The sequence below is a fragment of the Chitinophaga sp. S165 genome, from assembly GCF_003182155.1.
GTDB lineage: Bacteria > Bacteroidota > Bacteroidia > Chitinophagales > Chitinophagaceae > Chitinophaga.
Genome location: NZ_QGTG01000006.1, coordinates 145,088 through 167,473, shown reverse-complemented (window position 1 = coordinate 167,473; position 22,386 = coordinate 145,088). Strand labels below are relative to the sequence as shown.

Below are 22,386 nucleotides of genomic sequence, written 5' to 3'. Positions count from 1 at the left end.
AGCTTAAAGGAATTATTCCATGTACACACCTAAAGGGTTTGAATTTGATAACGAAGCGGATAAGATCGCTTTTATGAAGCAATACAGTTTCGCGACCATCATTAATGCTATTAATGGTGTTCCCGTGGCTACGCAGCTACCCTTTGTGGTAGATGACAGCGCCGGTAAACTGCTGATAAGCTCTCATTTCGCCCTGGCCAATGAGCAAGCCGGGAACATCGGGGAGAACACCTCACTGGTAATATTCACCGGACCTCATGGTTATATTTCACCCTCGCATTATGATAAGTGGGAAAGTGTGCCCACCTGGGATTACATGGCTGTTCACGCGTACGGAAAGGCCAGGATCGTTCATGATGAAAGCGGCAAGATGAAGATATTGGAACAGATGATCGGCTACTACGAACAGGATTATTTAAAGCAGTGGAACGATCTTCCTGAGAAGTATAAAAAGGGCATGTTACGCGGCATAGTCGCTTTCGAACTGGAGGTAACGAATTTGCAGGGACAGAAGAAACTAAGCCAGAATAAATCATCCGAAGAAAGAAAAAGAATTATTGCACACCTGAAGGACAGCAATGATCCTGTGGAAAATAGCCTCGCAGCATACATTCAAAAAACACTTTAACAAACTAATCCACTTGCTATGAAATTCGATATTCAATGCATATTAGAAAATGAAAAAGCAGGCCTTTATCCATTGCAGGAAACGGATTTTGACGTGCTATATGCTGTTGCATCAGATCCGAAAATATGGGAACAACACCCGAACAACGAACGCTGGAAGAAAGAGGTGTTCCAGACGTTCTTCGATGAAGCCATACAAAGTAAGGGAGCATTTAAAATTGTAGATAAGACCACAGGAAGTATTATCGGAAGTACCCGCTTTTATGGTTACGACGAGCAGGACAACTGCATATGCATCGGCTATACATTTTATGCCACTAAATACTGGGGCACAGGAACGAACCGGGGTATAAAAAAGATAATGCTGGATTATGCTTTTCAATTTGTTTCAAAGGTATATTTCCACATCGGTGCGTTCAATATCCGTTCACAGATAGCGATCAGCCGTTTGGGGGCAGAAAAAGTAGGAGAACAGATGATTGCTTATCCGGGTCAAAGCCCGAAACCTAACTTCCTGTATGTTATTGACAAGAACAGTGTAATTTTGGCGTCTTAAGCAGAAAGAAACAATGAATATATACGATCTGATTATTAATGACAGGGAGCAGGTTTCACTGAACGATGTATTTCTCGATGAGTCCAACAGGGAAAATTTCGTACAGTTGATCAAGGAGCATACTTATATAGACGAGCTAAACAAATATGGATTACCTGTAAATAATAAAATATTATTACATGGCAGTTCCGGTTGTGGAAAAACGCTTACGGCCAAAGCCATAGCAAATGCACTTGGCAAAAACATCCTCATACTTAATCTTAGTAATATTATCAATGCCCGTATCGGGGAAACTTCACAGAACATCAAAATGGTGTTCGATAAGGCAGCAAGGGAAAAAGCGGTTCTTTTTCTCGATGAATTTGACCAGATAGGGAAAGCGCGTGAGAATGATGAAAATGATGTAGGCGAGATGAGAAGATTGGTCAATACGCTTATCCAACTGATAGACTATTTTCCGGCTAATGCAATGCTGTTATGCGCAACCAATCATCCGGAGATCATAGACAATGCATTAATAAGACGTTTTCAACTGAAGATAAACTTTGAGATGCCATCGCCGGATATGCTGGACAATTACTACGACAAGCTGCTATCCCGCTTTCCGGGACATATGCAGGGCATTGAGCGCAAATATGACATCTCTTTCGCCGAGGCCAAAGATCATGCATTTACCCTTGTTAAATCTACATTGATCAGAGAACTGGAATCACGAACGAAACCTGTAGAAATATGAGTGACGGAATATTAGATAATCTTACGACTATAACGGACCGGATCAAGCATGCCTGCAAAGCCAGCGGCAGGAACCCTGATGAGGTGAAGTTATTACTGGCTACTAAAACTGTTCCTGCAGAACGTATTAAGATAGCGTTACATGCAGGTCATACATTGATAGCCGAAAATAAAGTACAGGAGCTGAAAGAAAAATATGAAGCGTTGAAAGAGGTGCAGCATAGTAACCACTTCATCGGCCACTTACAGACCAATAAGATCAAAGAGATCCTGCGATATAATGTTACTTGTGTGCAATCGCTTGACCGCATTGACCTGGCTGAAAAGTTGCATCAACGGCTTCTCACAGAAAATAAGACAATGGAGGTACTGATCCAGGTAAATACATCAGGCGAAGAAAGTAAGTTCGGCGTACATCCGGACAATGCCCTTGAACTGGTGAAGCAAGTTGCACAATTGGGAACATTGAAAATAAAAGGCCTGATGACTATCGGGTTGCTTTCTGCAGAAAATGAAGCTGTGAGAAAATGTTTCCGCCTGCTTAAGGATATTCAGCAAAAGGTCAGTGCTTTGAATATTCCTGATGTAGAAATGAAAGAGCTATCGATGGGTATGAGCGGGGATATGGAGATAGCTATCGAAGAGGGAGCGACGATTGTTAGAGTAGGTACGGCTATATTTGGGAAAAGACCAACACCTGATAGTGAATATTGGAATGAGAATGAGGCTTAAGCGTCCCATTCTCTTTTCAACATGGCATATTGAAATTCGCTGCCCCATTTTCCTTTAAAGAATATATTTTCAATAAAGTGTCCTTCCTGTCTAAACCCTACACTTTTCAACAGATTAATTGAGGCGATATTTTCAGCATCCACAGTTTCCACCACACGATGAATTTGTTTTTCTTCGAATAAGAACTTCAGTATTGCCAGCAGAGCTTCCTTTGCATAACCTTTCTTTTGTTCGAGGTGAGAAATAGTAATGCCTATCTCTATGATCCTTATATCGTGCTGGTCAGGTTTAATTGCACAGTCGCCGATCAACTTTCCTGTTTCTTTGTTTTCAATGGCGTATTGTACCCACTCCCCTGCCTGCCATGGTTGCCTCGCTGTGTTCATTACTATAAAAGCTTCTGCCTGTTCCAGTGTCATTACATCGAAGCCCTGGTACTTCGTGACATCAGGATTTGAGCGATAGACATGGAAGTCAACCAGGTCGGTTAGTTCGAGATGCCGTATGTTAAGTCTTTGGGTTAGTATGTTCAGCTTTTCCATCGGAGGAATTTTCCCGAAAGTAATATAAATCAGTTAAAGCGATTCCCATATCTTCCTTAAATTCGGCCTATAAACCATTCTATTATGTTCACATTACAACAAATAAAGGCAGCACATGCCAAAGTAAAAACAGGCGCTGACTTTCCTCAATACGTACAGGAAATTAAAGAACTGGGACTTCTGTATTATGAATTCTTTGTGACCGATGGCGCGATCATATATCACGGAGAGAATGGATACCAGGTTGACGCGCCTCCTATCTATGCTCCCCAGGAAATAGCACCACAGGCATCTGTTGACGCCCTCGAACATACCATAGCCATTCATCAACAGGGACAAACAGATTTCCTGACCTTTTGCAAGCAGGCAGCCCAGGCAGGTGTAGCGAGATGGATAGTCGATACAGTAGAAATGATGTGCTCATATGTAACCAGTGATGGAGGTATTCTGGTAGAAGAACCTATACCAGCGGTGGAATAGCTGTAAAGCGTATATGTTAATACCAGGAGATCTTGAAACGTCCTGACACCAGTCACAATGTGAGCGTACTTTGCATGCGTAAAATTGTCTCCTTATACTGAACGTTAAGATCCGTAATTTCAATACAGCAAGAGCCGTTCAGCATGTTGAACGGCTTCTTTTTACTTATACTACCCTTCCGTTTTTTTCCTTAAATTGACCTGGATATCAATAACTGTTTATGATACAAGGGGAATTGATCACCTTTAAAAGCAATTTAAAGAAGGCCGGAGAGCGACAGATAGCAGAACGGATAGCCATGACAAGGCTGGCTATTAATAACGCACAGGAGGCGGCAAACAGCGAAGATAAAAGTTCGGCAGGCGATAAATATGAGACAGGAAGAGCGATGGGACATCTGGAAAAAGATATGTACGCAAGGCAACTGGCAGAGAATATTAAAGATCTTGACAAACTACAAAAAGTAAATACAGACGTTATTTATACTACGGCTCAAACAGGAGCATTTATTAAATGCGCAGACTATTCCTTTTTCATAGCAGCGGGGCTTGGCAAGCAACAAATCGATGACCAGCTGATATTCTTCCTTTCACCTGATAGTCCGCTGGCCAAATTATTGCTGCACAAAAAAGCCGGCGATAGTTTTCTCTTTAATAAAAAAGATACGGTAATACTTGAAATTTACTAATTGAATGTCAGAACAGCCAAATCATTTTTCTTTGCTCATTGGGCAGATCTGGTCAGCATATAAGAAGCAATTTACACGCATTGAAGTGCCTGCAAAAACAGATCTGCTGAAGGAGGGAGAAACTGCTCAAAAAATGTTCTTTATTGAAACGGGTTCAGTCCGGGTCTGGCATAACCACAATGGCAGAGATATTACCTGTCAGTTCTTCTTTGAAAACAATATGGTATCCTCTATTGAGAGTTTCAAGAAAGATATTGTCAGCCCCATCACCATACAAACTATCGAAGCTTGCGTCATCTGGTGGATTGATAAAAGGGAAATGAAAAAGATCATCGAAGAGATGAAAGAGGTCCCTCAACTCCGCGATATGCTCGTAGATGCACTTTTCGAACGTACATTCGATTATATCAAACATTTTACTACATACATACTCAATACACCGGAACAACGTTACCTGCAGGTATTACGTGACCGTCCTGAACTCGTGCAAAGGATCCCTCAACATTATATTGCCTCTTACCTGGGCATTACGTCTGTCCACTTGAGCCGTATCAAAAATAAACTCGCTAAAGGCAAATAATTTGATAACAAATGTTATCGTCGGTCTGCTATGCTGTAGCCTACTTTTGTGTAAAAACAAGAGATGAAAGCAATAGTTATGTTCCCGGAAGGTGGTATGCCCCAATATGTAGAAAACTACCCTGAACCTGAAATAGGAGCTGAAGGCCAGGCGTTGATCTCCGTACAGGCAGTAGCATTGAAACACTTAGATAAATCCAGGGCAAACGGTACACATTACTCGACTGACACTCCTGGTAAACCAAAGGTGATCGGTATGGATGGTGTGGGATTTCTGGAAGATGGTACCAGCGTATATGCAATTGGCATAAGCGGCATGATGGCGCAGAAAGCGATAGTTGATAAAAGCAGAATGGTTGTTCTTCCGGCAGGCATAGCCCCTGCGGTCGCTGCAGCTTTACCAAATGCGATTGCAGGCTCCGCTATGGCTCTGCGTTACAGGGCAAATATACAAGCAGGCGATACAGTGCTGATCAATGGTGCCACGGGTTTCACCGGCAGGAATGCAATACAGTTAGCCAGGTATCATGGCGCTAAAAAGATTATTGCAACAGGTCGAAATGAAGCCTCCTTACAGCATTTACTGACACTCGGCGTAGATGAAGTTATCTCACTTCAGCAGCCTGACGATAGTATTATCTCACGTTTAAAAGAGATCCACCGGACCAGTCCCATAGACATCATTGTGGATTATACCTGGGGGCGTCCTGCAGAGTTAATTCTCGAAACGCTTAAAGGTCAGGGCAATTTCACTCACCGCACAAGATTTGTAACAGTAGGCTCAATGGCTGGTGATACTATTCAGCTTTCATCAGAAATATTACGAAGTGTAAACCTGCATTTAACAGGTTCGGGGCTGGGCAGCTGGACAAAGGCGGAGATGAGAATACTGCTGACAGAGATCCTTCCCGAAATGCTGCAATTGGCAGTTGAAGGCAAGCTGAAAGTTGACGTACAAACACTGGCTATTAATGAATTTGAGAAGGCCTGGGAGATGGATGTGGAAAGTGGGAGAAGGCTGGTAGTAGTAGTTTGATCATCTACAGGGAATAAGGATATTTATTGAAAAAGGCACCAACGTTTGTTGATGCCTTTACTTATTTGAATAAGCCTATACCTGCTAGTACATGTAAAATTAATTAACCCCTATACAATCTCTTATTCTTAATTGAGGATAGATTTATCATACACATTCCTTAACAGCGGCTCGAATTCCTTCACATATCGGAAGGCCTCACTTGTCACATAATAACTTCCAACGCCTCGCTTTTCCAGGAGTCCGAATTCCGTTAATTCATTTAGAGCGGCCACATATTCAGCCAGCGTCTTCACGTTACGATCCTCAATTAAATGCTCATTGTCAACCATCATAAAAAGTCCATTACTCCGGTCGAGTAGCTGCATTCTACCTTCTCTGCTTTTAATAGTCTTAAAGAGAAGTTTAGATGCACGTGGAGATGTAACTTTTACTGTGTTGCCTAACGCGATTTTAATACCCAATGGTGTAAGTACAACACTTTCTGAATTATCTTCCTTTTTCAAAAGGCCGTGTTTAACCAAAGTATCTATAGCCGATTCCCATTCCTTTATCATTTCCGGTGTGTTACCTGGAGAACCTTGTTCGATCCTTTTATTGGTCGAATTGTTTGCCAGATTCAGCACAACCTGCATAGCTGGCGATAAAATCAAGTCTTCTCCTAGCTGTGCATTGTCTGATGCTCTGGCTCCTCCATTATCGAAATCTTTGAAAGACGTCTTGTCATTAAGGAGTTTTGCCAGATGGTTACTAAGTTTGGTACGGAAATCCTGTGAAGAATCGAATTCAGTATATAAGGATGCAGACCTGAGTTCACTTTTGTATTTTTGCAAGGCCGCGAATTGCTGTGCATCAAATTTATCCCGGTCAATAGACCCATTAGAGAAATACAACATCACAGGTCGCTGTTTTGTAAACTGCAAGTTTATCTCCTCAACTGTTCCACTTGGTGCTACCCCTGTATTTGATCCTAGTCGCGCGCCAAAAACAGCAATGACTACATCTGCTCTTTCCACCATTTGTTTATTGATCAAAGCCTGTGGACGGTCTCCCATCTCAGGATAGGTATCAAATTCCCACATAAGTGGAAGCAACACAATTTTACGGCTTTCACTATGATTCGAATTCCATTCCATTATCACATCCCGGGCTAAATAACGTTCGTCTTTAACATCTCCTGGCGAAGCGATCATGACCGTATATACATTGGAAGTATACATATAATACTAGTTAATCAAATAATTATTCAAACTATTTTCTCTTCTGAAATCATTCAATAAGGCCAGGGCGCTGCTTAAACTCGCCTGTTTACTAAATTTGGCCAGGTATTGTGTTTCAACAGCTCTTGCCAAGTCTCTGAAGCACTGTTCGGCATATTCATTTAGTCCTTTCTTTTCGAAGGTCTTAATTAAATTAGTTACTTCTTCATAAGTATCATGACCTTGTAATGCGATTTGAATGATAGCCATATCTATATCATCAAAAAAATGAGTGTTCGCTATAGTGAATTGGCCCGACAATATAGCTACTTTAAGATCAAATAACGGATTTAGCATCACCCTGTTCGTTACCCGGGAAACATTCTTTGATAACTCCAGGAAACAAGCAACATCATATTCCGGTTCCACCAGCTTCTCCAAAATATAATTCATAGCAGATATATTTCCCAACGGAACAAGATATTGACATGCTTTAACTCTATCCATGTCCTCTGGTCCGTTCATTAGGACCCTTTCCAAAACCCGCATCAATGCATCTCTGTTTCTTCCCCTTTTAACAACTAAATCCAGCAACTGCCATCGAATTTCATAGAACTTTTTATCTTCGGCGAGGTCTAATAAATAACCATCATCTCCGCTGACTTTATGATAAAGTTTCAAGATCTGCATTTTCTCCCCATTGGTATAGATTTCACTGTCCAAAATAGCTTCCAATGCCTGTTCGAAATCTGGCGCTATTTTATGTTCAATTAAGAAAAGTGCATTGTCCAAATATACTCTTGGTACTTTAACTCCTTTTCGAATATTTTGAACAACGCGATTACTTAACTTTTGCAACCCTAATTTTTCACATAGGATCTGAGGAATTGTTTTGTAACTATTCCTGGAAACATCCAGGTACTCAGTATAGTCAAGCAAAATAGATTCTGGAAGCTGTACCAACTGTTTTAAATATAGCTTCCATATGATATTCAAAAGTGTGCTGGTCGTATAGTTGTCACTATCCTTTTGGGTGATGTGGGATGCAACATCCACACCTTGCAAAAGGTCTGCGCAAGCTTCCGTTAGCCATCTCTTTTGAGATTCATTCGCAACAGGAGCGTGCTCACTATGTACTAGCCTAAATATCTGAGATAACTGTAAATAAAGTCGCTGTACTTTATTATTAAAAACGTTCTGAAAGTAACCTCTTGAAATTGTAGACTGCCTACTAATTTTTCTCCTAATGATAACGAGGCAATTTTGCCTGATCTTCCTTTCCGAAGATGTGTTGTATACTAAACGAACATTCTTCACATCATTAAGCTCTAATTCATCCTTTCCGATTTCGTCGAATATGGCGTATATATTATTTGACAGCTCATCCGCATCAAAAAACAGAGAAAGCAATTTTAAGTTTGCTCTATGTTCCTCACCCTCATCGTATTCATCATATTTATAAGGCTGAATAATATTTCCCGTTGCGTTCAGTACCATTTCAGGGATCAGCTGTAAATATCCAGGAAGATGACTTTCGTCCATTTCATAAGACATACTAATTAGTTTGTAAAATCCTTTCATTTCCTCTAAGCTAACTTCCCCTTGCTTTAATGCATTCACTAATGGATCCATTAGTTCCTCTATGAAAATTGCTGAATAAAGTCTTGCCTTTTCTAGCGGTTCAGCCGATGACTTTATGATTTTGACAAGCGCTTTAATCCGGGTCTCGGTTTTTTTGAAAAAGACAATTATCCTACTAAGATAATATTCACTTGTTGCCTCTATAAGCACTTCAAACAGGCGTTCAAAAACTGCCTTATCTCCTTTCTTGAAGTTGCTTGCAGCTATGTCTATTGATACACTTAGCACATCTTCCCAAAAATAAAAGCTAAAATCTATCGAAGAATTATGCTTAGTTAAGAAACTAATAACCTTCCATGCCGCATCATAACTTTTAATTTTCTTCAGTGCACACATCAATTCAAAGGGTTCTGAGAAATCCCATGTATCAGCGGAGTAGGATCCCCCACTTGATGCCCCTTCAATCAGGTAATCGATATATTCATCCGCACATTCATTCTGTTCGATCAGTATGTACAACGACTTCTGAACCTCATCACTTTTGGTTGTATGATACTTTTCAAATATTGCGCTAATTTTCTGCTGGTCCAGGTTTGTTTTTCCATATAGCTTAATAGCCTCTGCAATGACCTCCTCTTTATGCTCACCATCAAACAGAATAGGTTCGAGGCCCTGCTGAATGCGTTTCTTATTTCGCATATTTATTTCAAAATAAGATAAGACCCTCAATGCATTCAATAGCGTAGTTGTATTATTATCAAAGTTTTCTATCTTTTGAATTAAAAATTCTTTAACCTCTACACTTTCACCAAATTTCGCTAAATCCTCATAGGTGAAATTCTTTGACATCAGTGCAAATCCATGCAGACTGTAATGATTAAACAATCCTTTGAAAATACTGTTTCGCAGCGATTCATCTAATCTGTCATATTCAAACCTGATAAGCACCTCGGGATCATTTACTGTAAGCCAGTCAATATAGGGTTTCGGTTCACGCACAATAGAAATGAAAAAAGCCAACGTATTTATCCAGTTAGGTTTGACGCGGGTTAAATGCTCATTACTAATAATCGTAAAGACCTGTTCCTGGGTCAATTTCATCAGCGCCGTGGCTGCCAGATATTCCTGGATGTTGTTATGTTCAAATTGAAAAGTATCCTTTGTCCCTTCTTTTATAGTGACCGCAGTTCCATATTTAAGTAAATTAAATCCACCTTCTTCTCTGAATATTTCATCCAGATCACTGCCTGAAATTGCAGTTACCCCCATAAGCTCCATAACGCTGGCCATTTTCTCTAATTGCCCCAGGATGAGTGCTTTTTCATTTGAGATGGCGCGTGCATTGACAAAATGTGCACTGTCCAGGTCCAACCTTGTATCAAGGATATGTTCAAATAGTTCTACGCGATTAGGAATCTGGCCCCGTTTATCATAAATTTTAATCAGCTCCTGCATAAAAAATGGCCTGGTAGCTAGTTCATGCAAATTTCTCGCAACAAGTGCATTTGAAAAGCCACTCCCATCTCCAAACTTCTTTTCCCCAATGGCATTGATCTGATGTAATTTCAGGTCCGCCAAATAAAACACGCTAAAATCCCTAAGCGTTCCGGGTTTTATATCCGTGGGCAAATCATAAAAGTTAGACCGGCACGATATAATAAAAGAAGCACTTTTATACCTTTCGGCGAATTCTAAGATATTGGTAATAGTGGCCGTAAGGATATTGGAGGGCACCTCATCCAGTCCATCCAATATAAACAAGCAGGATTCTTCCTGTAGAAATTGCCAGCCTTTAGGGAGATAATCTTCAAACAGTTCACCCTTGTAATGTTTTAACTTCTTAAAAACTGGAATATATGGCTGTTCTGTACGATGAAGATTCCGTGCCAGGGCCTTTAACTCTTCGCTCTTCCCCTGACCAGCAGCACCTAAGAGAACAATCCTTTTTTGTTCAGAAAGTATATTAATGAATGTATTCTCGCTATCAGGATTATAAAAAAAGGAATTGTTTATTTGGGAAAGCGGAACAATCTCCCTGCCGATATAAAAGGCTGGCAGTTCTCCATTGGCCTCTTCAATTAAAGAAGTATCTGTAATTACTTCTTCTGTGACAGATCCATTCTTCGATGTTATCCGTTCGTGCTTGGATTGTTCCATGGTAAGGTTAATTGTCCCTGAAACGCCAATATAGGTAAAAAATTAATTGTGGGGAGGGAGGCTGGGCACAAAACAAAAATGTCTTCCTGTATACTTCCGGGGATTTCGGGGAGGATGAAAGTAAGATCGTAAGGTTGGATAAGCAAGAGAAAGAATTACTTTTTCCCGTTGATAAGACGTTTGGCAACATCAGGATAGTTGGTGATAATACCATCTACACCCAGGGAAAGAATGCGCTGGAGGTCTGCGCGTGCATCGATGGTCCAGGGAATGAGAGTGATGCCGAGAGCCGTGATATTATCCTTACCATCCGGTGAGCGCATGGTAAAATCCATGAACTGATCATGCGAAAGCACTACCAGGCTGTCCCTGGAAATGACACAATCCATTTCCAGGGTATTTACATCCAGTTTTACAGCATTCATAAATGACAACATCGTATTGCAAGGCATCAACCCACAACCGCCCTGGTGAGCTTCCAGGTCGGTTTGTCCTTGTTTTACGAAGGGAGTGTGAGTAACTTTTTTATATGCTGCCGGCTGTACATAAGCGGCGGGGGCACTATTCACGTCTACCTTCTCTCCTTCTATGTTAATATTACCGGCAGGGATATCGATCTTGATACCGGAAACCTTGTTGGCAGTACGTTTGAATATTACCTGGCCACCGTATTGCTCTACGTTGAAGGTATCTGTTTGCTGACGGCTCAGATCTGCACTGCCTTTGCTACCGCTAACTGTAAGGATGCCATCTTTGAGGCTTACTTTCACTTCGTCCACATCATCACCGGAACCCACTTTGTAGGCGCCAACATATTCTGTCAGTTCCTCCACACGGGTACCTTCCACGTCAATGCTGGCAGCAGGGATGATCACTTTGATACCGGAGATCTGTTTGGCAGCATTACGGAGGAAGATAACCTCACCGCCATATTCGTCTACAGAGAAGGTATCAGGCTTCTGCATACTGAGATATGCGCTACCTGCGCGACCGCTGATAGTGAGTTTGTCTTCTTTCAACTCGACCGTTGAATTTTCGGCGGCATCTCCTCTACCCAATTTGTACGTACCGGGATATTCCGTCAAAGAACTTTTCTGCGCATGCACTGCAAGCGTCATGAAAAGTCCTGCAAACAATAAAACATGTTTCATAAAATGAATAATTTAAACAGGAAAATTAATCTGGTGTCATGAGTCGTGCACCATAACGGGTATGAAATAATTGTTATAAAAGTGTTACGCAAACATAAAACATGCCCCTGCACTGCTTCCGCACTGCCCCGGGATTAATCTCAGTACAGTCCTTATATAGTGTCGGCAAACCGGGAGATGCTTTGATAGTATACAAGTAAAACAATCATGTGATATAAACATTAATTTAAATAACATATATTCATACCTGAATGTTCAGGGCTGTTCGGGAAACAGCCCCAATGGGTGATTTTACGAACATAATAACCTATTTTTGCACAATTATAAAATTTCCATCATGTTTAAACATCCCTTTTCCTTTGAAGGAAGAATTGGAAGAGCAGAATATGCGATTTCCTATGGCGCTTACATTGCTCTTTATGTAATTGTTACCGTGGCCAAAGACGGCCCCGGCGCTCTTCTCGGACTTCTTTTTATTCCAGCGATCTGGATTTTGTTTGCACAAGGCGCCAAGCGCTGCCATGATCTCGGCAAAAGTGGCTGGTGGCAGATCATCCCGTTTTATTTCTTTGTGATGATATTTCAGGCGGGAGACGAGGGTGCTAATGAATACGGTTTCCCTGAATCTCATCCGAAAGATGGTACAGCCAGTTCGGTAGAAAAGGAAATCGATTCAATCGGTAAAGTTGACGTAGAATAACTTTTTACCCGGTATATATAAAAGGAGGCCATTGCAGCCTCCTTTTGTATTTTAATGATCATCACTTCCTTATGGCCTCATCCAGACTAATCTCCAGCTCCAATCTTTTCCCCGTTGTTCCGCCTTTATAACTACGTACGTTTTACTCTCCGCATTATAGTCATATCCCTTAAACAGTCCCAGGTTATGATCTCTCTTCTCGGATGGCTTCTCAAAAAGATAATCAACTGCAGGCACTTCATTTTTACCAGTCAGTTTATAACTAAATGCGTCGCAATCGTCTATTGAAGTCACCTTACCAAGTTTTTTATCATCCTGCGCTTTCCTGATATTATCCACATCATCATTAAGGAACAGGTAATTATTACCACCTGCGCTCAGATAGCCAAATGCTTCCAGCGGAGAGGCCTGTTTGTATGCCAATTCAAAGTAGGTGTACGCGTTGAAAAATGCGACAGTCCTCATCATATTTGTACGCTGATGACGCCTGGGGATCGTGTAACTAACCAGTTCTCCGATATTCTCGGTTGACAGGACACTCACAGTATAATCTTCCATATCAGTTTTGGACATATTCACCGATTGCATAATGGAAAGCTCCTCGTAAACAATAGTGAATGTGCCGTCCTCATTTGGGAAAAGGTTCTGCGGAGCTACTGATTGTTTTACACCAGCCAATACCCTGTTTCTGGCCACCTTCTCATAAGGATCCACTACTGTGGCAGAAAAGCCTTCTTTAGGAATTATTTCCAGCAACATGATCTTCTTCGAAGCAGGATTATATCTTGCCAGTGAAGAAGATGCAGGCCTTGTGGAAGTACTTAGTTTATCCATTACAAGCGAGGTATCCCCTGCCATCAACGTGCCTAATATCAATTCACATTCCCTACCGCCTGAAGTCCGGGTATTGTAGCCATAAGCCAATACTCCCAGTTTATTTTTCTCAAGAGGAGCAATACCGAGATATTCCATATACTTATACTTCTCTTCCGGCGACTTATAAGCAGCATGGCTAAGCTCTTTATTATCAGGTCCGTAGATAGAAACGAGCACGCGTTTATTCCTGTCAGGCTGAAAGCTGTTCATTGCAACTACAGCATAACCATTCCCTTCCGGCATTGCCTCTGAAAAGAAATCCGGCTCCGGAATATCGGCGAAAGCCACACCAGCCAATTTGAAATAGGAAACTTTTTCAAGTTCACCGATCTTATCTTCACCTAGTAACGCCCCGGTTTTACCATCAAGTACAAGGCGTTGCAGCACCACCTGGTGATTATCAACCGCACTTACCAGCACAACAACATTACCGTTCATATCATAAAGTCCTTTGACCTTAAAACTGCTTCCCTTACCCAGATGAGGGTGTAATTGTTTAGTAGCTTTAACAGTGAATTTGGGGCTGTATACTCTTACGGTCAATGCTTTTTTGCTTAAGCCAAGATAAAATGTATTACCATTTTTCATTAGTAATACCCTTTGTATACCTACAGATTCCTCTTCGCCAAAAACGGGGCTTTGGGACACGGTCTTTAATTGCCCATAGGAAAAAATGCCCAGTAGCAGCAGTACAGGGATAATGAACAGAGATTTCATAGTTGGAAATTGAACGGGCAAACATACAATTAATTCCTATACGTAGCTATATCATAGTTAGTATTTATTAAAGCCTTCGTGTATGAAAATTTGAACGATCGTTGAAATTAAACAAGGAATGATAACCTGGTCAATGCTCTCATAAAGCTTATTTTTCCGGATCTATTAATGCAGAAGTGATATTTTTGCAGACTAAATAAAGTATAACAGTTGGGAGACATTAGTGGAAGTAAGATCACTTATTTTTTGGATGATTCGATAGATCAAATTGTATTACCTGAACGGTTTACCTTTCCATTCTATTACGAACCACATCCGTTAACAAAAATAGCTGCTGCCGGACTACAATATTATCTGGAAACGCAGACTGACCTGGAGCATAACTTTGGACTGAATGCCAACAGTGAAGGAAATGCCATCGGAAAAATGTTTGGTGTACTGGTAGTACAGGATACCAATGGGAAACTGGGATATCTATCGGCTTTCTCAGGTAAACTGGCTGACACAAACGATCATCCGGAATTTGTTCCACCTGTCTTTGATATGCTGGTTGAGAATAGTTTTTTTCTCAAAGACGGGGAGATCATCAACGCTATTAATACCAGGATCGAGGAAATATACGCAGACGAAAGTTACCAAAATCTTGATCAGACAATAAAACAACTATCCGCCGAATCCCTGCAGGAAATTACGACACTAAAGAAACAATTAAAGAGCAATAAAGAAAGCCGGAAGATACTTCGTGAACAGCTGATGAATAGCCTGAATGAACAGGATTATGCTATTGCTGAAGCAGACCTTGTTAAACAGAGTTTGTACGATAAACATCAGCTTAAGACACTTACAAACAAATGGGAACAGCAGCTGGAGGAGATGAGAACAAGGCTGGCCCAATTTGAGGCTGATATAGAGGCGTTAAAGAATGAACGTAAAGAAAGATCCGCCGCTCTACAGCAACAACTCTTCGAACAATATGTATTCCTCAACAAAGATGGGAAAAGCAAAAGCTTACAGGAAATTTTCAGCCTGACCGCCTTTCGTAAACCACCTGCGGCAGCAGGGGAATGTGCAATACCTAAACTGTTGCAGTTTGCATTCCTGCGTGGTTACAAACCAATTGCAATGGGAGAATTCTGGTGGGGCGCTTCGCCGAAATCGGAGATCAGAAAACATAAGCATTTTTATCCCGCATGTACAGGCAAATGCAAGCCAATACTGGAACATATGCTTGAAGGAATGCTCATCGACGAAAATCCGCTTTTACATGCCCCGGAAGTGACCGGTGAACTGGAAATAATCTATAAAGACGAAAGCTTTGTTGTTGTCAATAAGCCTGCCGGATTACGTTCTGTTCCCGGAGTTACCGTCCAGGATTCAGTTTATACGAGGCTAAAACACCTAATGAAAGATACGGAGCCACTGATAGTTCACCGATTGGATATGGATACTTCAGGCTTGCTCGTAGTAGCCAAAACCCAGGAAGCACACCGGCATATCCAGCGGCAATTCCTCAAACGAACAGTGAATAAACGTTATACGGCCTTGCTTTCCAAAGTGATCGATCAATCAGAAGGGGAAATCGATCTTCCATTATGTGCCGATCTGCTTAACCGTCCCAGACAGCTGGTGTGCTTTACGTCCGGGAAAAAAAGCGTTACAAAGTGGAAAGTGGTTGAACGATATGCATCTATGACTAAGATCGATTTCTGGCCGCTTACAGGAAGAACGCACCAATTACGGATGCACTCCGCTCATGAGCTAGGCCTTAATGCACCGATAGTAGGAGATGATCTGTATGGTACAGCATCTGAAAGAATGTATCTGCATGCCGCTCATATTGAGTTTATACATCCCAGGAGTAAAGAAAAACTGAGTTTTACAGTAGAAGAAGAGTTCTAGATATATATACGGTACATATTTTAGTTTACAGTCATTGGCAATACGAAACTATTTCTTAACATACCATCACCATAATAGTGCTGATATTGCAGCATTATACCTGGTATGGATTCCGTTACGCAAACCTTTATTGATCTCATAACTGAAAAGAAGGAGGATGAAGCTTACAGGCTGTTATACAAACAGTATAACGATACTCCTCTAGTTTGGGATCCTGTAAAGAAAAAGATCACTAATAACAAACAGGCAAACAGACTATTGTCCCGTAAGATGAAACCTGAATGGGCTGTTTAATGCCTTTTTGTAACATCAAATAAAAAGGCACTGACTTTCGTCAATGCCTTTTTTGTTTCTATTGCACGCTCGTCACTGTCGCCGTTGACTTAAATTTATAGCTCTTGTTATTCTTGGGCGATTATATCGTTGAAGGAAAATCGGATAAAGATTTAGTAAGATATTCAATATTAGTAACCATAAAGATTTGAGCACTCCAAATTTGACTGCCACGAAAACGTTAAACCCGAGTACTATAAGCAAGATAATTACATGGTCTAATTCAGATTTCTTTGTTTGATGATGTAAATGCATCAACGCTTTGGTATTCTTTTCTATGGGGTTAGACTTTTTACTCAGTTTTTCCCAACCAGTCAAAACCAATAACTTTCTGAAAAAATTCACTCCGAGACGCTCGTATATTTCTCCTCTTCGCTCCCACCCTTTTTCATCGTAGTAAGGAGAAGTAAGTTGGCTCTTTAATTCCCCTGTAAAAGCAAACACACATAACATCAATAGAAAGTTCAGCGCCCATGCGAACGAGAAACCGTCCATTCTTATATAGATAACCAGGGCACAAATTGAGGCAATAGAAATTATTGCGATTAAAATTAAAAAGGCTGTTTTTCTCATTTATTATTTCGCTTTGGGTTCTCAGAGTTTATACAATTCTCAATATATAATAGGTACCGCTAGTCAAAACCGCAATTTTAAATAGGCTTTCCTCCCCTGCAACTAAGCAGGCATCAACTCACAGCCCTCTCGATTCAGCCTCGGACTTATGTAAACGATAGATTTGGGTTTGTTTCGAAGTTAGCTGTTTGATCACTCCCACTTTATCTTTCCGAAGGGCTGTTGCGAATTCTTTCTTCAAGTCACTTTTGATCTGGGATGCACCCCATAGGGCCATTTCAATAACAATTGGAATAATGGTAACACCCTTTTCGGTTAAACAATAACCAATTCTCGCCCTACCTGCCACGGGGTATTTCATAATAAAGCCTTCTTCCTCCAACATTTTCAACCTGTTAGTTAATATGTTGGTTGCAATGCCTTCCGCAGATTGAAGAAAGTCGCCGAATGTATTCTTTCCGTTTAATACAATGTCTCTGATAATGAGCAAAGTCCACTTATCCCCCAAAAACTCAAGACTAAAACTAATGGGACATTCGGACCTTTTTGTTATCTCTTTCATGTCGCTTGTAGGCTTTACTTGCAATTCGAAAGTACAAAGTTAACACTTATAATACTGTTAAATTCCAATTTTCTCATCTTTTACTTGCAAAAGAAAAGTGATAAGACATATATTTGCAATTGCAATTTGCAAGCACAAAGGCTTAATAGAAGAACAAAAATCGCCTTAAATACATACAGATGAATGACTTAGTAAAAAAAGTAGTTAACGCTCATGGCGGATTAGACAATTGGAAGAAATTCAAAAACGTAACGGCCAGATTAAAAATCGGAGGTGTAACCTGGGCATTAAAGCAAGTGCCCGGCATTATGGATAACATCAATGTCACCACTAGCACAAGGCAACAGTTTGCGTCCTTTTATCCTTTTATAGAAAAGAATTGGCATAATTCATTTGAGCCCAATAGAGTAGCTATAATCAATGAAAAAGAGGAAGTATTAGACGAGCTACTCAACCCCCGTCCTACCTTTTCCGGATACAAAACAAATACACCATGGTCAAAACTGCAGCTAACCTATTTCACGGGCTATGCCATGTGGACTTACATCAATGTTCCTTTTTGTTTTTTAGATCCTGGTTACAGTTGTGTTGAGTTAGAACCATGGGAGGAGAACAATGAAACATTCAGACGTTTACAGGTCACATTTCCCAAGGAGGTAGCCACCCATGGTCTGGTACAAACTTTTTATATAGACAAGGAGGGATTAATAAGAAGACACGATTATAATGTAGAAATTCTTAATGACGCGGCATCGGTTCACTATCTGGCAGATTATGTGGAAGTGCAGGGAATTAAATTCGCCACTAAAAGAAATGTTTACGCCAGGTTAGAAGACAATACGCCTAAACTCCCAGAACCATTGTTCATATCAATAGATATTAGTGATATAAAGCTTGATTAAACTAAGTTTCAAAGAAATTAGGATATTTACAAAAGCACCAACTTTCATCAGTGCTTTTGTAAATATGACTAATGTATTCATGTTATGTTCGGCCAACTACGGATTATATTAATTTTGGAAGAGAACTCCACCACTGCAACAATTTATTCTTCAACTGCGCAATAATATCCGGCTCACTATCAGCCTTGTTATTAGTTTCGTATTTGTCGTTTTTTATATTGTATAGCTGAACGTCTGTCCCATCACTATTCATTATTAATTTCCAGTCACCTGAGCGAACAGCAAGATTGGGGCTTTTATCTTTACCCATAGGATACCTGAACGCGATGTCATTACGACCATATTCCCAAAACATTTCCTTGTTCCTCATTGCTTGTTTCCCCAACAGTACCTTGCTTCTGTCAATTCCGTCACCCCGGTAATTTCCGGGTAACGAAACTTTACTTATTCTTGCCAGAGAAGGGATCATATCTATCGCAGTGATCATGGAAGAACTATCAACCGTTCCTGCCGGTACATGTCCAGGCCAGCACATAATGAAAGGCATACGGGTACCACCTTCATATAACGATAGTTTTGATCCTCTTAATCCAGCAGTTCTACTTCCTCTGAAACTTGGCAATGGCCCATTGTCACTGGTAAAAATTACAATTGTATTTTTTTCAATCCCCAACTTTGCCAATCCGTCGAGCAATCTTCCAATCTGGATGTCGTATTCTTTTAACACCAGCTTTAATGCAGCTTCTTCTTCCTGATTCATTGGATACTTACCTGTATATTCCGGGTCTTTTCTTGGTACCCACGGTGTATGCACATCATCAGGCCACAGATTTACAAAACATGGCTGCCCTTTGTGCCGGCTTAAAAAATCAAGTGTTTTATCTACGAAATATTTTGTGCGGTCCCACCTTTTGATGCTGTCCTTATCGGACCAAATCCAGTTTGTTGCGGTGATTAATGAATCCGGATCCGGACTTTCATAAGTGCTCGCATGTTCATCAAAACCATATTGATCGAATCCGGGTGCATTCTTTACATCTCTTCCTCCACCGAGATGCCATTTACCGAAATGGCCAGTAGCATATCCTGCATTCTTAAAAAACCGCGCTATGGATGGTGCTGAAGGATCTAGAAAGTCAGCTTGCTGAGCATTCTTGTTGTGTTTCCTATTATCAAGATAAGTGGAAAAATTCCATCTCGCAGGATACATACCAGTGAGTAGGCCAGCTCTTGAAGGAGAACAAATAGGAGCCGCACTATAATACTGCGTAAACTTCCTGCCGTCTTTCGCTAGTCTGTCAATATTTGGAGTGGGCGTCAGTTGTCCTCCGAAACAGCCGATATCACTAAAGCCCATATCATCCGTGAGGATAAAAATTATATTTGGGGCTGTACGGGTCTGGCAATGGGCGGGTAATTCCCATCCGAATATAGCTATCGTTACAATGGTTGATACAAGTAAGGTGTTTAATTTCCGTTTATATGGCATCCTGATCTTGTTTTGACAGTTTATGGATTATAACAAACTCGACTGAACTGTTATCTAACAGTAAGATATATCTTTCTTTCAGGAGATTTAAACTAAAATTTATGGACATGCCTCTTACCCCCAAGCAAATTGCCCAAATATTTTGCAAGTGGTAGTATCGCTTCATTTCACAAACCTTCTGGTTGCCCTGATGAAATTGTAAATGCAATATGAAGCTATGATCCGCATCAAGAAATCAATGAGCAGTCCCGCATTAATATCCATCGTATCATAACGGCGTAATGGGTTTAAAAAATTGCAAAAGTGACCGATAGTTGTGGAAATACTCTGCCAGCTGAAATTAAAATGGAGCCCTGATTGAAAATCTTTTAAAAAACCTGAGATAAGCATTATTGGAAACAAAATAGACCCAGCAATAAGTAGTATTAGCAAAGGGGCTTTAAAGCTTTGTCCATAATTACTACTCCATGAGCTAAACCATAGAATAATCGATGTTTGCCTTTCCCACCGCCATTTACCATATCTATTTTTATCGGAAAAAGTGGATCGCTTTTTCTTAAGATATCGCCTGTAAATATTCATTTCAAGACTGTGAAATCTATGTTCCAGAAAAGAGTCACCTTGTTTTGAATAAGAATACTTTAATTGCCTAAACATTTCTTTTCGATCTAATAACACGGCTGGATCAGCGCCATCCATCACCAAATCAAAATTATCCTTCCATATAATGTTCACAAACGTACAGTCTATGAGGTAGCTGTTTCGAATTTGAAGTCGTCCCACCTTGTTCATAGGAATGCCAAAAAAATCTGCTTTTGCGAGATTTGAATTCGTTATAAAAATGGACGAAATTTCTTGCTCATTGGTTATAGGTAAAAAATCGAAGAATCGTGCTTTCCCATTATTAAATAAGTTATCCATTCCAAAATGAGTGAATTCAATATTTTTCAAAGAAAAGTCTGTGTCCTTTTGAATTGTTCCCAACAATTTAGTACGGGTTATTTTCAACTTACTTATTGATATATTCCCTGCAATATCATGAAAGATGATGATAAGATTATTTATGGAGAATAGTTCTGAAGTTCCGTAACTGGTAATTGATAAATCTTTAAATTTCCCACCCGAAATTTGCAGAGCTTTACAGTGCATAGAAATAACCACTCGTTCAAAATTACCGCTTTGCACCTGTAACGTGCCTCTTATGTTACCTCCATTAAGATTAATGTTCTTTTTAAAATCTCCTCCCTTAAAAACTACCTTATTCTCGAAAATACAGTTATTAAACTCAATATAACTGTCAAAACTACCTTAGAATATTACCTCATCCGAGAATATACAATTCCTAAATGAGATTCTAAAAATAGTTGATGACGTGAGGTTATTTACAAACAATTTCCCAATATAATAAATACCTTCCGAATTGATTTCTGTAAAATCCTGTTTCTGGAATTCGTGTGTTTCTAAATAATCTATCCAATCCTCAACTACAACATCAGTATATTCAGCGCCATTAATTTCACGTTTAGGCATAAATAGGTTTTAATATCACAATTTACTCATTTTGGATATCCTGCTCCGTATTTTGTATATCCCTTAAGAAATAGAATTGATCTCCTGCTTCCGGATCAATAATCTCCATGTGCACCAAGTCCCTATCATAAACTGCTTTAAGTTCTGAGGTATAGTTTCTAACCCAACTTTACCAACTATCTGATTTGAGAATAAATCAATATCGATTGACCTACGATGATTGAATCGAAGTGCCAGGCTTGTACCTCCCGCCAATGCAAATGCAGAAAGACCTGGTAAAGATTGAAGTTCAACAATGGCATCTACAAGCTCTTGTGAAAGGGCTCGTTCAAATTGATCACCTAACATATATTAATTGGAATATCTGCGGAATACGGGTATATGGTATCTGAGGGCAACCATTTCACAAACCTTATTACTAATCCGCTCTTTGGTTGTTCTGAGCGTATCAATAATCTCATCGTTTGAATAAATCAACTCTAATTTTTCGATGTCCTGAACGAAAGATAGTTCATCTGTCATAAAGAGAGCTCTGGGAACAATTAAATCCTGATCTCTCTCAGCATCCAATAGCTCCATCTTTACATCCCAAAACAAGTGTTTGGGAAAAACAGAGGATATTTTAATAGACTTATTCACACAATGAAGTTACTAAATAAGCCCAAAACAAAAAAGGCACCGCTTCCGCGATGCCTTTAATTCTTTCCGAGCGTCAAGCTTTCTGTACCCAGGACGGGAAATT

General features: G+C 40.3%; 22 protein-coding genes. 12 read left to right on the top strand and 10 right to left on the bottom strand.

The annotated features are described in order from the left end of the window. The first annotated feature begins 19 nt into the window (after positions 1 to 19). The 4 genes from C7475_RS22030 to C7475_RS22015 are packed head-to-tail and all read left to right on the top strand — an operon-like array spanning position 20 to position 2,650. On the top strand, positions 20 to 628 hold the full coding sequence (locus C7475_RS22030) for an FMN-binding negative transcriptional regulator (RefSeq protein ID WP_110055565.1): 609 nt from the start codon (positions 20 to 22) through the stop codon (positions 626 to 628). Positions 629 to 646: 18 nt separating this feature from the next. Then, on the top strand, positions 647 to 1,183 hold the full coding sequence (locus tag C7475_RS22025) for a GNAT family N-acetyltransferase (protein ID WP_110055564.1): 537 nt from the start codon (positions 647 to 649) through the stop codon (positions 1,181 to 1,183). A gap of 13 nt (positions 1,184 to 1,196) precedes the next feature. After that, positions 1,197 to 1,919, top strand: a complete 723-nt coding sequence (locus C7475_RS22020; RefSeq protein WP_110055563.1) for an AAA family ATPase — start codon at positions 1,197 to 1,199, stop codon at positions 1,917 to 1,919. After that, positions 1,916 to 2,650: a YggS family pyridoxal phosphate-dependent enzyme gene (locus tag C7475_RS22015; protein WP_110055562.1), complete on the top strand. Its 735-nt coding sequence runs from the start codon at positions 1,916 to 1,918 to the stop codon at positions 2,648 to 2,650. The genes C7475_RS22020 and C7475_RS22015 overlap by 4 nt, the downstream gene beginning before the upstream one ends. Here C7475_RS22015 and C7475_RS22010 read toward each other — a convergent pair. Beyond that, on the bottom strand, positions 2,647 to 3,192 hold the full coding sequence (locus tag C7475_RS22010; RefSeq protein WP_110055561.1) for a GNAT family N-acetyltransferase: 546 nt from the start codon (positions 3,190 to 3,192) through the stop codon (positions 2,647 to 2,649). The genes C7475_RS22015 and C7475_RS22010 overlap by 4 nt on opposite strands. A gap of 84 nt (positions 3,193 to 3,276) precedes the next feature. Between C7475_RS22010 and C7475_RS22005 the strand changes: the two genes are divergently transcribed. The 4 genes from C7475_RS22005 to C7475_RS21990 all read left to right on the top strand — a co-directional run bounded on the left by C7475_RS22005 (position 3,277) and on the right by C7475_RS21990 (position 5,975). Next, the gene (locus C7475_RS22005; protein ID WP_110055560.1) at positions 3,277 to 3,672 is read left to right on the top strand and encodes a DUF1398 domain-containing protein; all 396 of its coding nucleotides are present in this window, start codon (positions 3,277 to 3,279) and stop codon (positions 3,670 to 3,672) included. Between the two features lie 220 nt (positions 3,673 to 3,892). Further along, a complete protein-coding gene (locus C7475_RS22000) occupies positions 3,893 to 4,360 on the top strand; it encodes a hypothetical protein (RefSeq protein ID WP_110055559.1) in 468 nt (155 codons plus the stop codon). 4 nt (positions 4,361 to 4,364) lie between these two features. Beyond that, positions 4,365 to 4,940, top strand: a complete 576-nt coding sequence (locus C7475_RS21995) for a Crp/Fnr family transcriptional regulator (protein WP_110055558.1) — start codon at positions 4,365 to 4,367, stop codon at positions 4,938 to 4,940. Between the two features lie 63 nt (positions 4,941 to 5,003). Next, positions 5,004 to 5,975, top strand: coding sequence for a zinc-binding alcohol dehydrogenase family protein (locus C7475_RS21990; RefSeq protein ID WP_110055557.1), 972 nt, complete (start codon positions 5,004 to 5,006; stop codon positions 5,973 to 5,975). A 128-nt stretch (positions 5,976 to 6,103) separates the two neighbouring features. On the opposite strand, the gene C7475_RS21985 is transcribed toward C7475_RS21990, so the two are convergent. From C7475_RS21985 to C7475_RS21975, 3 genes are all read right to left on the bottom strand, one after another. Next, positions 6,104 to 7,195 carry a hypothetical protein gene (locus C7475_RS21985; RefSeq protein ID WP_110055556.1) on the bottom strand — a complete coding sequence of 364 codons (1,092 nt, stop codon included), beginning with the start codon at positions 7,193 to 7,195 and terminating at the stop codon, positions 6,104 to 6,106. A gap of 6 nt (positions 7,196 to 7,201) precedes the next feature. Continuing rightward, the gene (locus C7475_RS21980; protein ID WP_110055555.1) at positions 7,202 to 10,912 is read right to left on the bottom strand and encodes an NACHT domain-containing NTPase; all 3,711 of its coding nucleotides are present in this window, start codon (positions 10,910 to 10,912) and stop codon (positions 7,202 to 7,204) included. A gap of 155 nt (positions 10,913 to 11,067) precedes the next feature. After that, positions 11,068 to 12,063, bottom strand: coding sequence for a glycerophosphodiester phosphodiesterase family protein (locus C7475_RS21975; RefSeq protein ID WP_110055554.1), 996 nt, complete (start codon positions 12,061 to 12,063; stop codon positions 11,068 to 11,070). A gap of 337 nt (positions 12,064 to 12,400) precedes the next feature. On the opposite strand from C7475_RS21975, the gene C7475_RS21970 reads away from it, so the two are divergent. Continuing rightward, the gene (locus tag C7475_RS21970; RefSeq protein ID WP_110055553.1) at positions 12,401 to 12,763 is read left to right on the top strand and encodes a DUF805 domain-containing protein; all 363 of its coding nucleotides are present in this window, start codon (positions 12,401 to 12,403) and stop codon (positions 12,761 to 12,763) included. 69 nt (positions 12,764 to 12,832) lie between these two features. Here the strand turns inward: C7475_RS21970 and C7475_RS21965 are convergent, their stop codons facing one another. Continuing rightward, entirely contained in the window at positions 12,833 to 14,356 is a 1,524-nt protein-coding gene (locus tag C7475_RS21965) for a hypothetical protein (RefSeq protein WP_110055552.1), read from the bottom strand. 210 nt (positions 14,357 to 14,566) lie between these two features. Between C7475_RS21965 and C7475_RS21960 the strand changes: the two genes are divergently transcribed. After that, positions 14,567 to 16,255, top strand: coding sequence for an RluA family pseudouridine synthase (locus tag C7475_RS21960; protein ID WP_110055551.1), 1,689 nt, complete (start codon positions 14,567 to 14,569; stop codon positions 16,253 to 16,255). Positions 16,256 to 16,360: 105 nt separating this feature from the next. After that, complete coding sequence (locus tag C7475_RS21955; protein WP_110055550.1) at positions 16,361 to 16,549, top strand: hypothetical protein; 189 nt, start codon at positions 16,361 to 16,363, stop codon at positions 16,547 to 16,549. A gap of 72 nt (positions 16,550 to 16,621) precedes the next feature. On the opposite strand, the gene C7475_RS21950 is transcribed toward C7475_RS21955, so the two are convergent. Both C7475_RS21950 and C7475_RS21945 read right to left on the bottom strand, forming a co-directional pair. After that, positions 16,622 to 17,161 (bottom strand): hypothetical protein, encoded by a 540-nt coding sequence (locus tag C7475_RS21950; protein ID WP_110055549.1) that lies wholly within the window; start codon positions 17,159 to 17,161, stop codon positions 16,622 to 16,624. Between the two features lie 118 nt (positions 17,162 to 17,279). Then, on the bottom strand, positions 17,280 to 17,723 hold the full coding sequence (locus C7475_RS21945; RefSeq protein ID WP_110055548.1) for a helix-turn-helix domain-containing protein: 444 nt from the start codon (positions 17,721 to 17,723) through the stop codon (positions 17,280 to 17,282). Positions 17,724 to 17,902: 179 nt separating this feature from the next. On the opposite strand from C7475_RS21945, the gene C7475_RS21940 reads away from it, so the two are divergent. Continuing rightward, the gene (locus C7475_RS21940; protein WP_110055547.1) at positions 17,903 to 18,625 is read left to right on the top strand and encodes a hypothetical protein; all 723 of its coding nucleotides are present in this window, start codon (positions 17,903 to 17,905) and stop codon (positions 18,623 to 18,625) included. Positions 18,626 to 18,728: 103 nt separating this feature from the next. Here C7475_RS21940 and C7475_RS21935 read toward each other — a convergent pair whose 3' ends face one another. The 3 genes from C7475_RS21935 to C7475_RS21920 form a co-directional block, all read right to left on the bottom strand. Further along, positions 18,729 to 20,057: a sulfatase-like hydrolase/transferase gene (locus C7475_RS21935; protein WP_370445439.1), complete on the bottom strand. Its 1,329-nt coding sequence runs from the start codon at positions 20,055 to 20,057 to the stop codon at positions 18,729 to 18,731. A 219-nt stretch (positions 20,058 to 20,276) separates the two neighbouring features. Beyond that, positions 20,277 to 21,263, bottom strand: coding sequence for a hypothetical protein (locus tag C7475_RS21930; protein WP_110055545.1), 987 nt, complete (start codon positions 21,261 to 21,263; stop codon positions 20,277 to 20,279). Positions 21,264 to 21,707: 444 nt separating this feature from the next. Continuing rightward, entirely contained in the window at positions 21,708 to 21,992 is a 285-nt protein-coding gene (locus tag C7475_RS21920) for a nucleotidyl transferase AbiEii/AbiGii toxin family protein (protein ID WP_110055543.1), read from the bottom strand. Positions 21,993 to 22,386 lie beyond the last annotated feature (394 nt).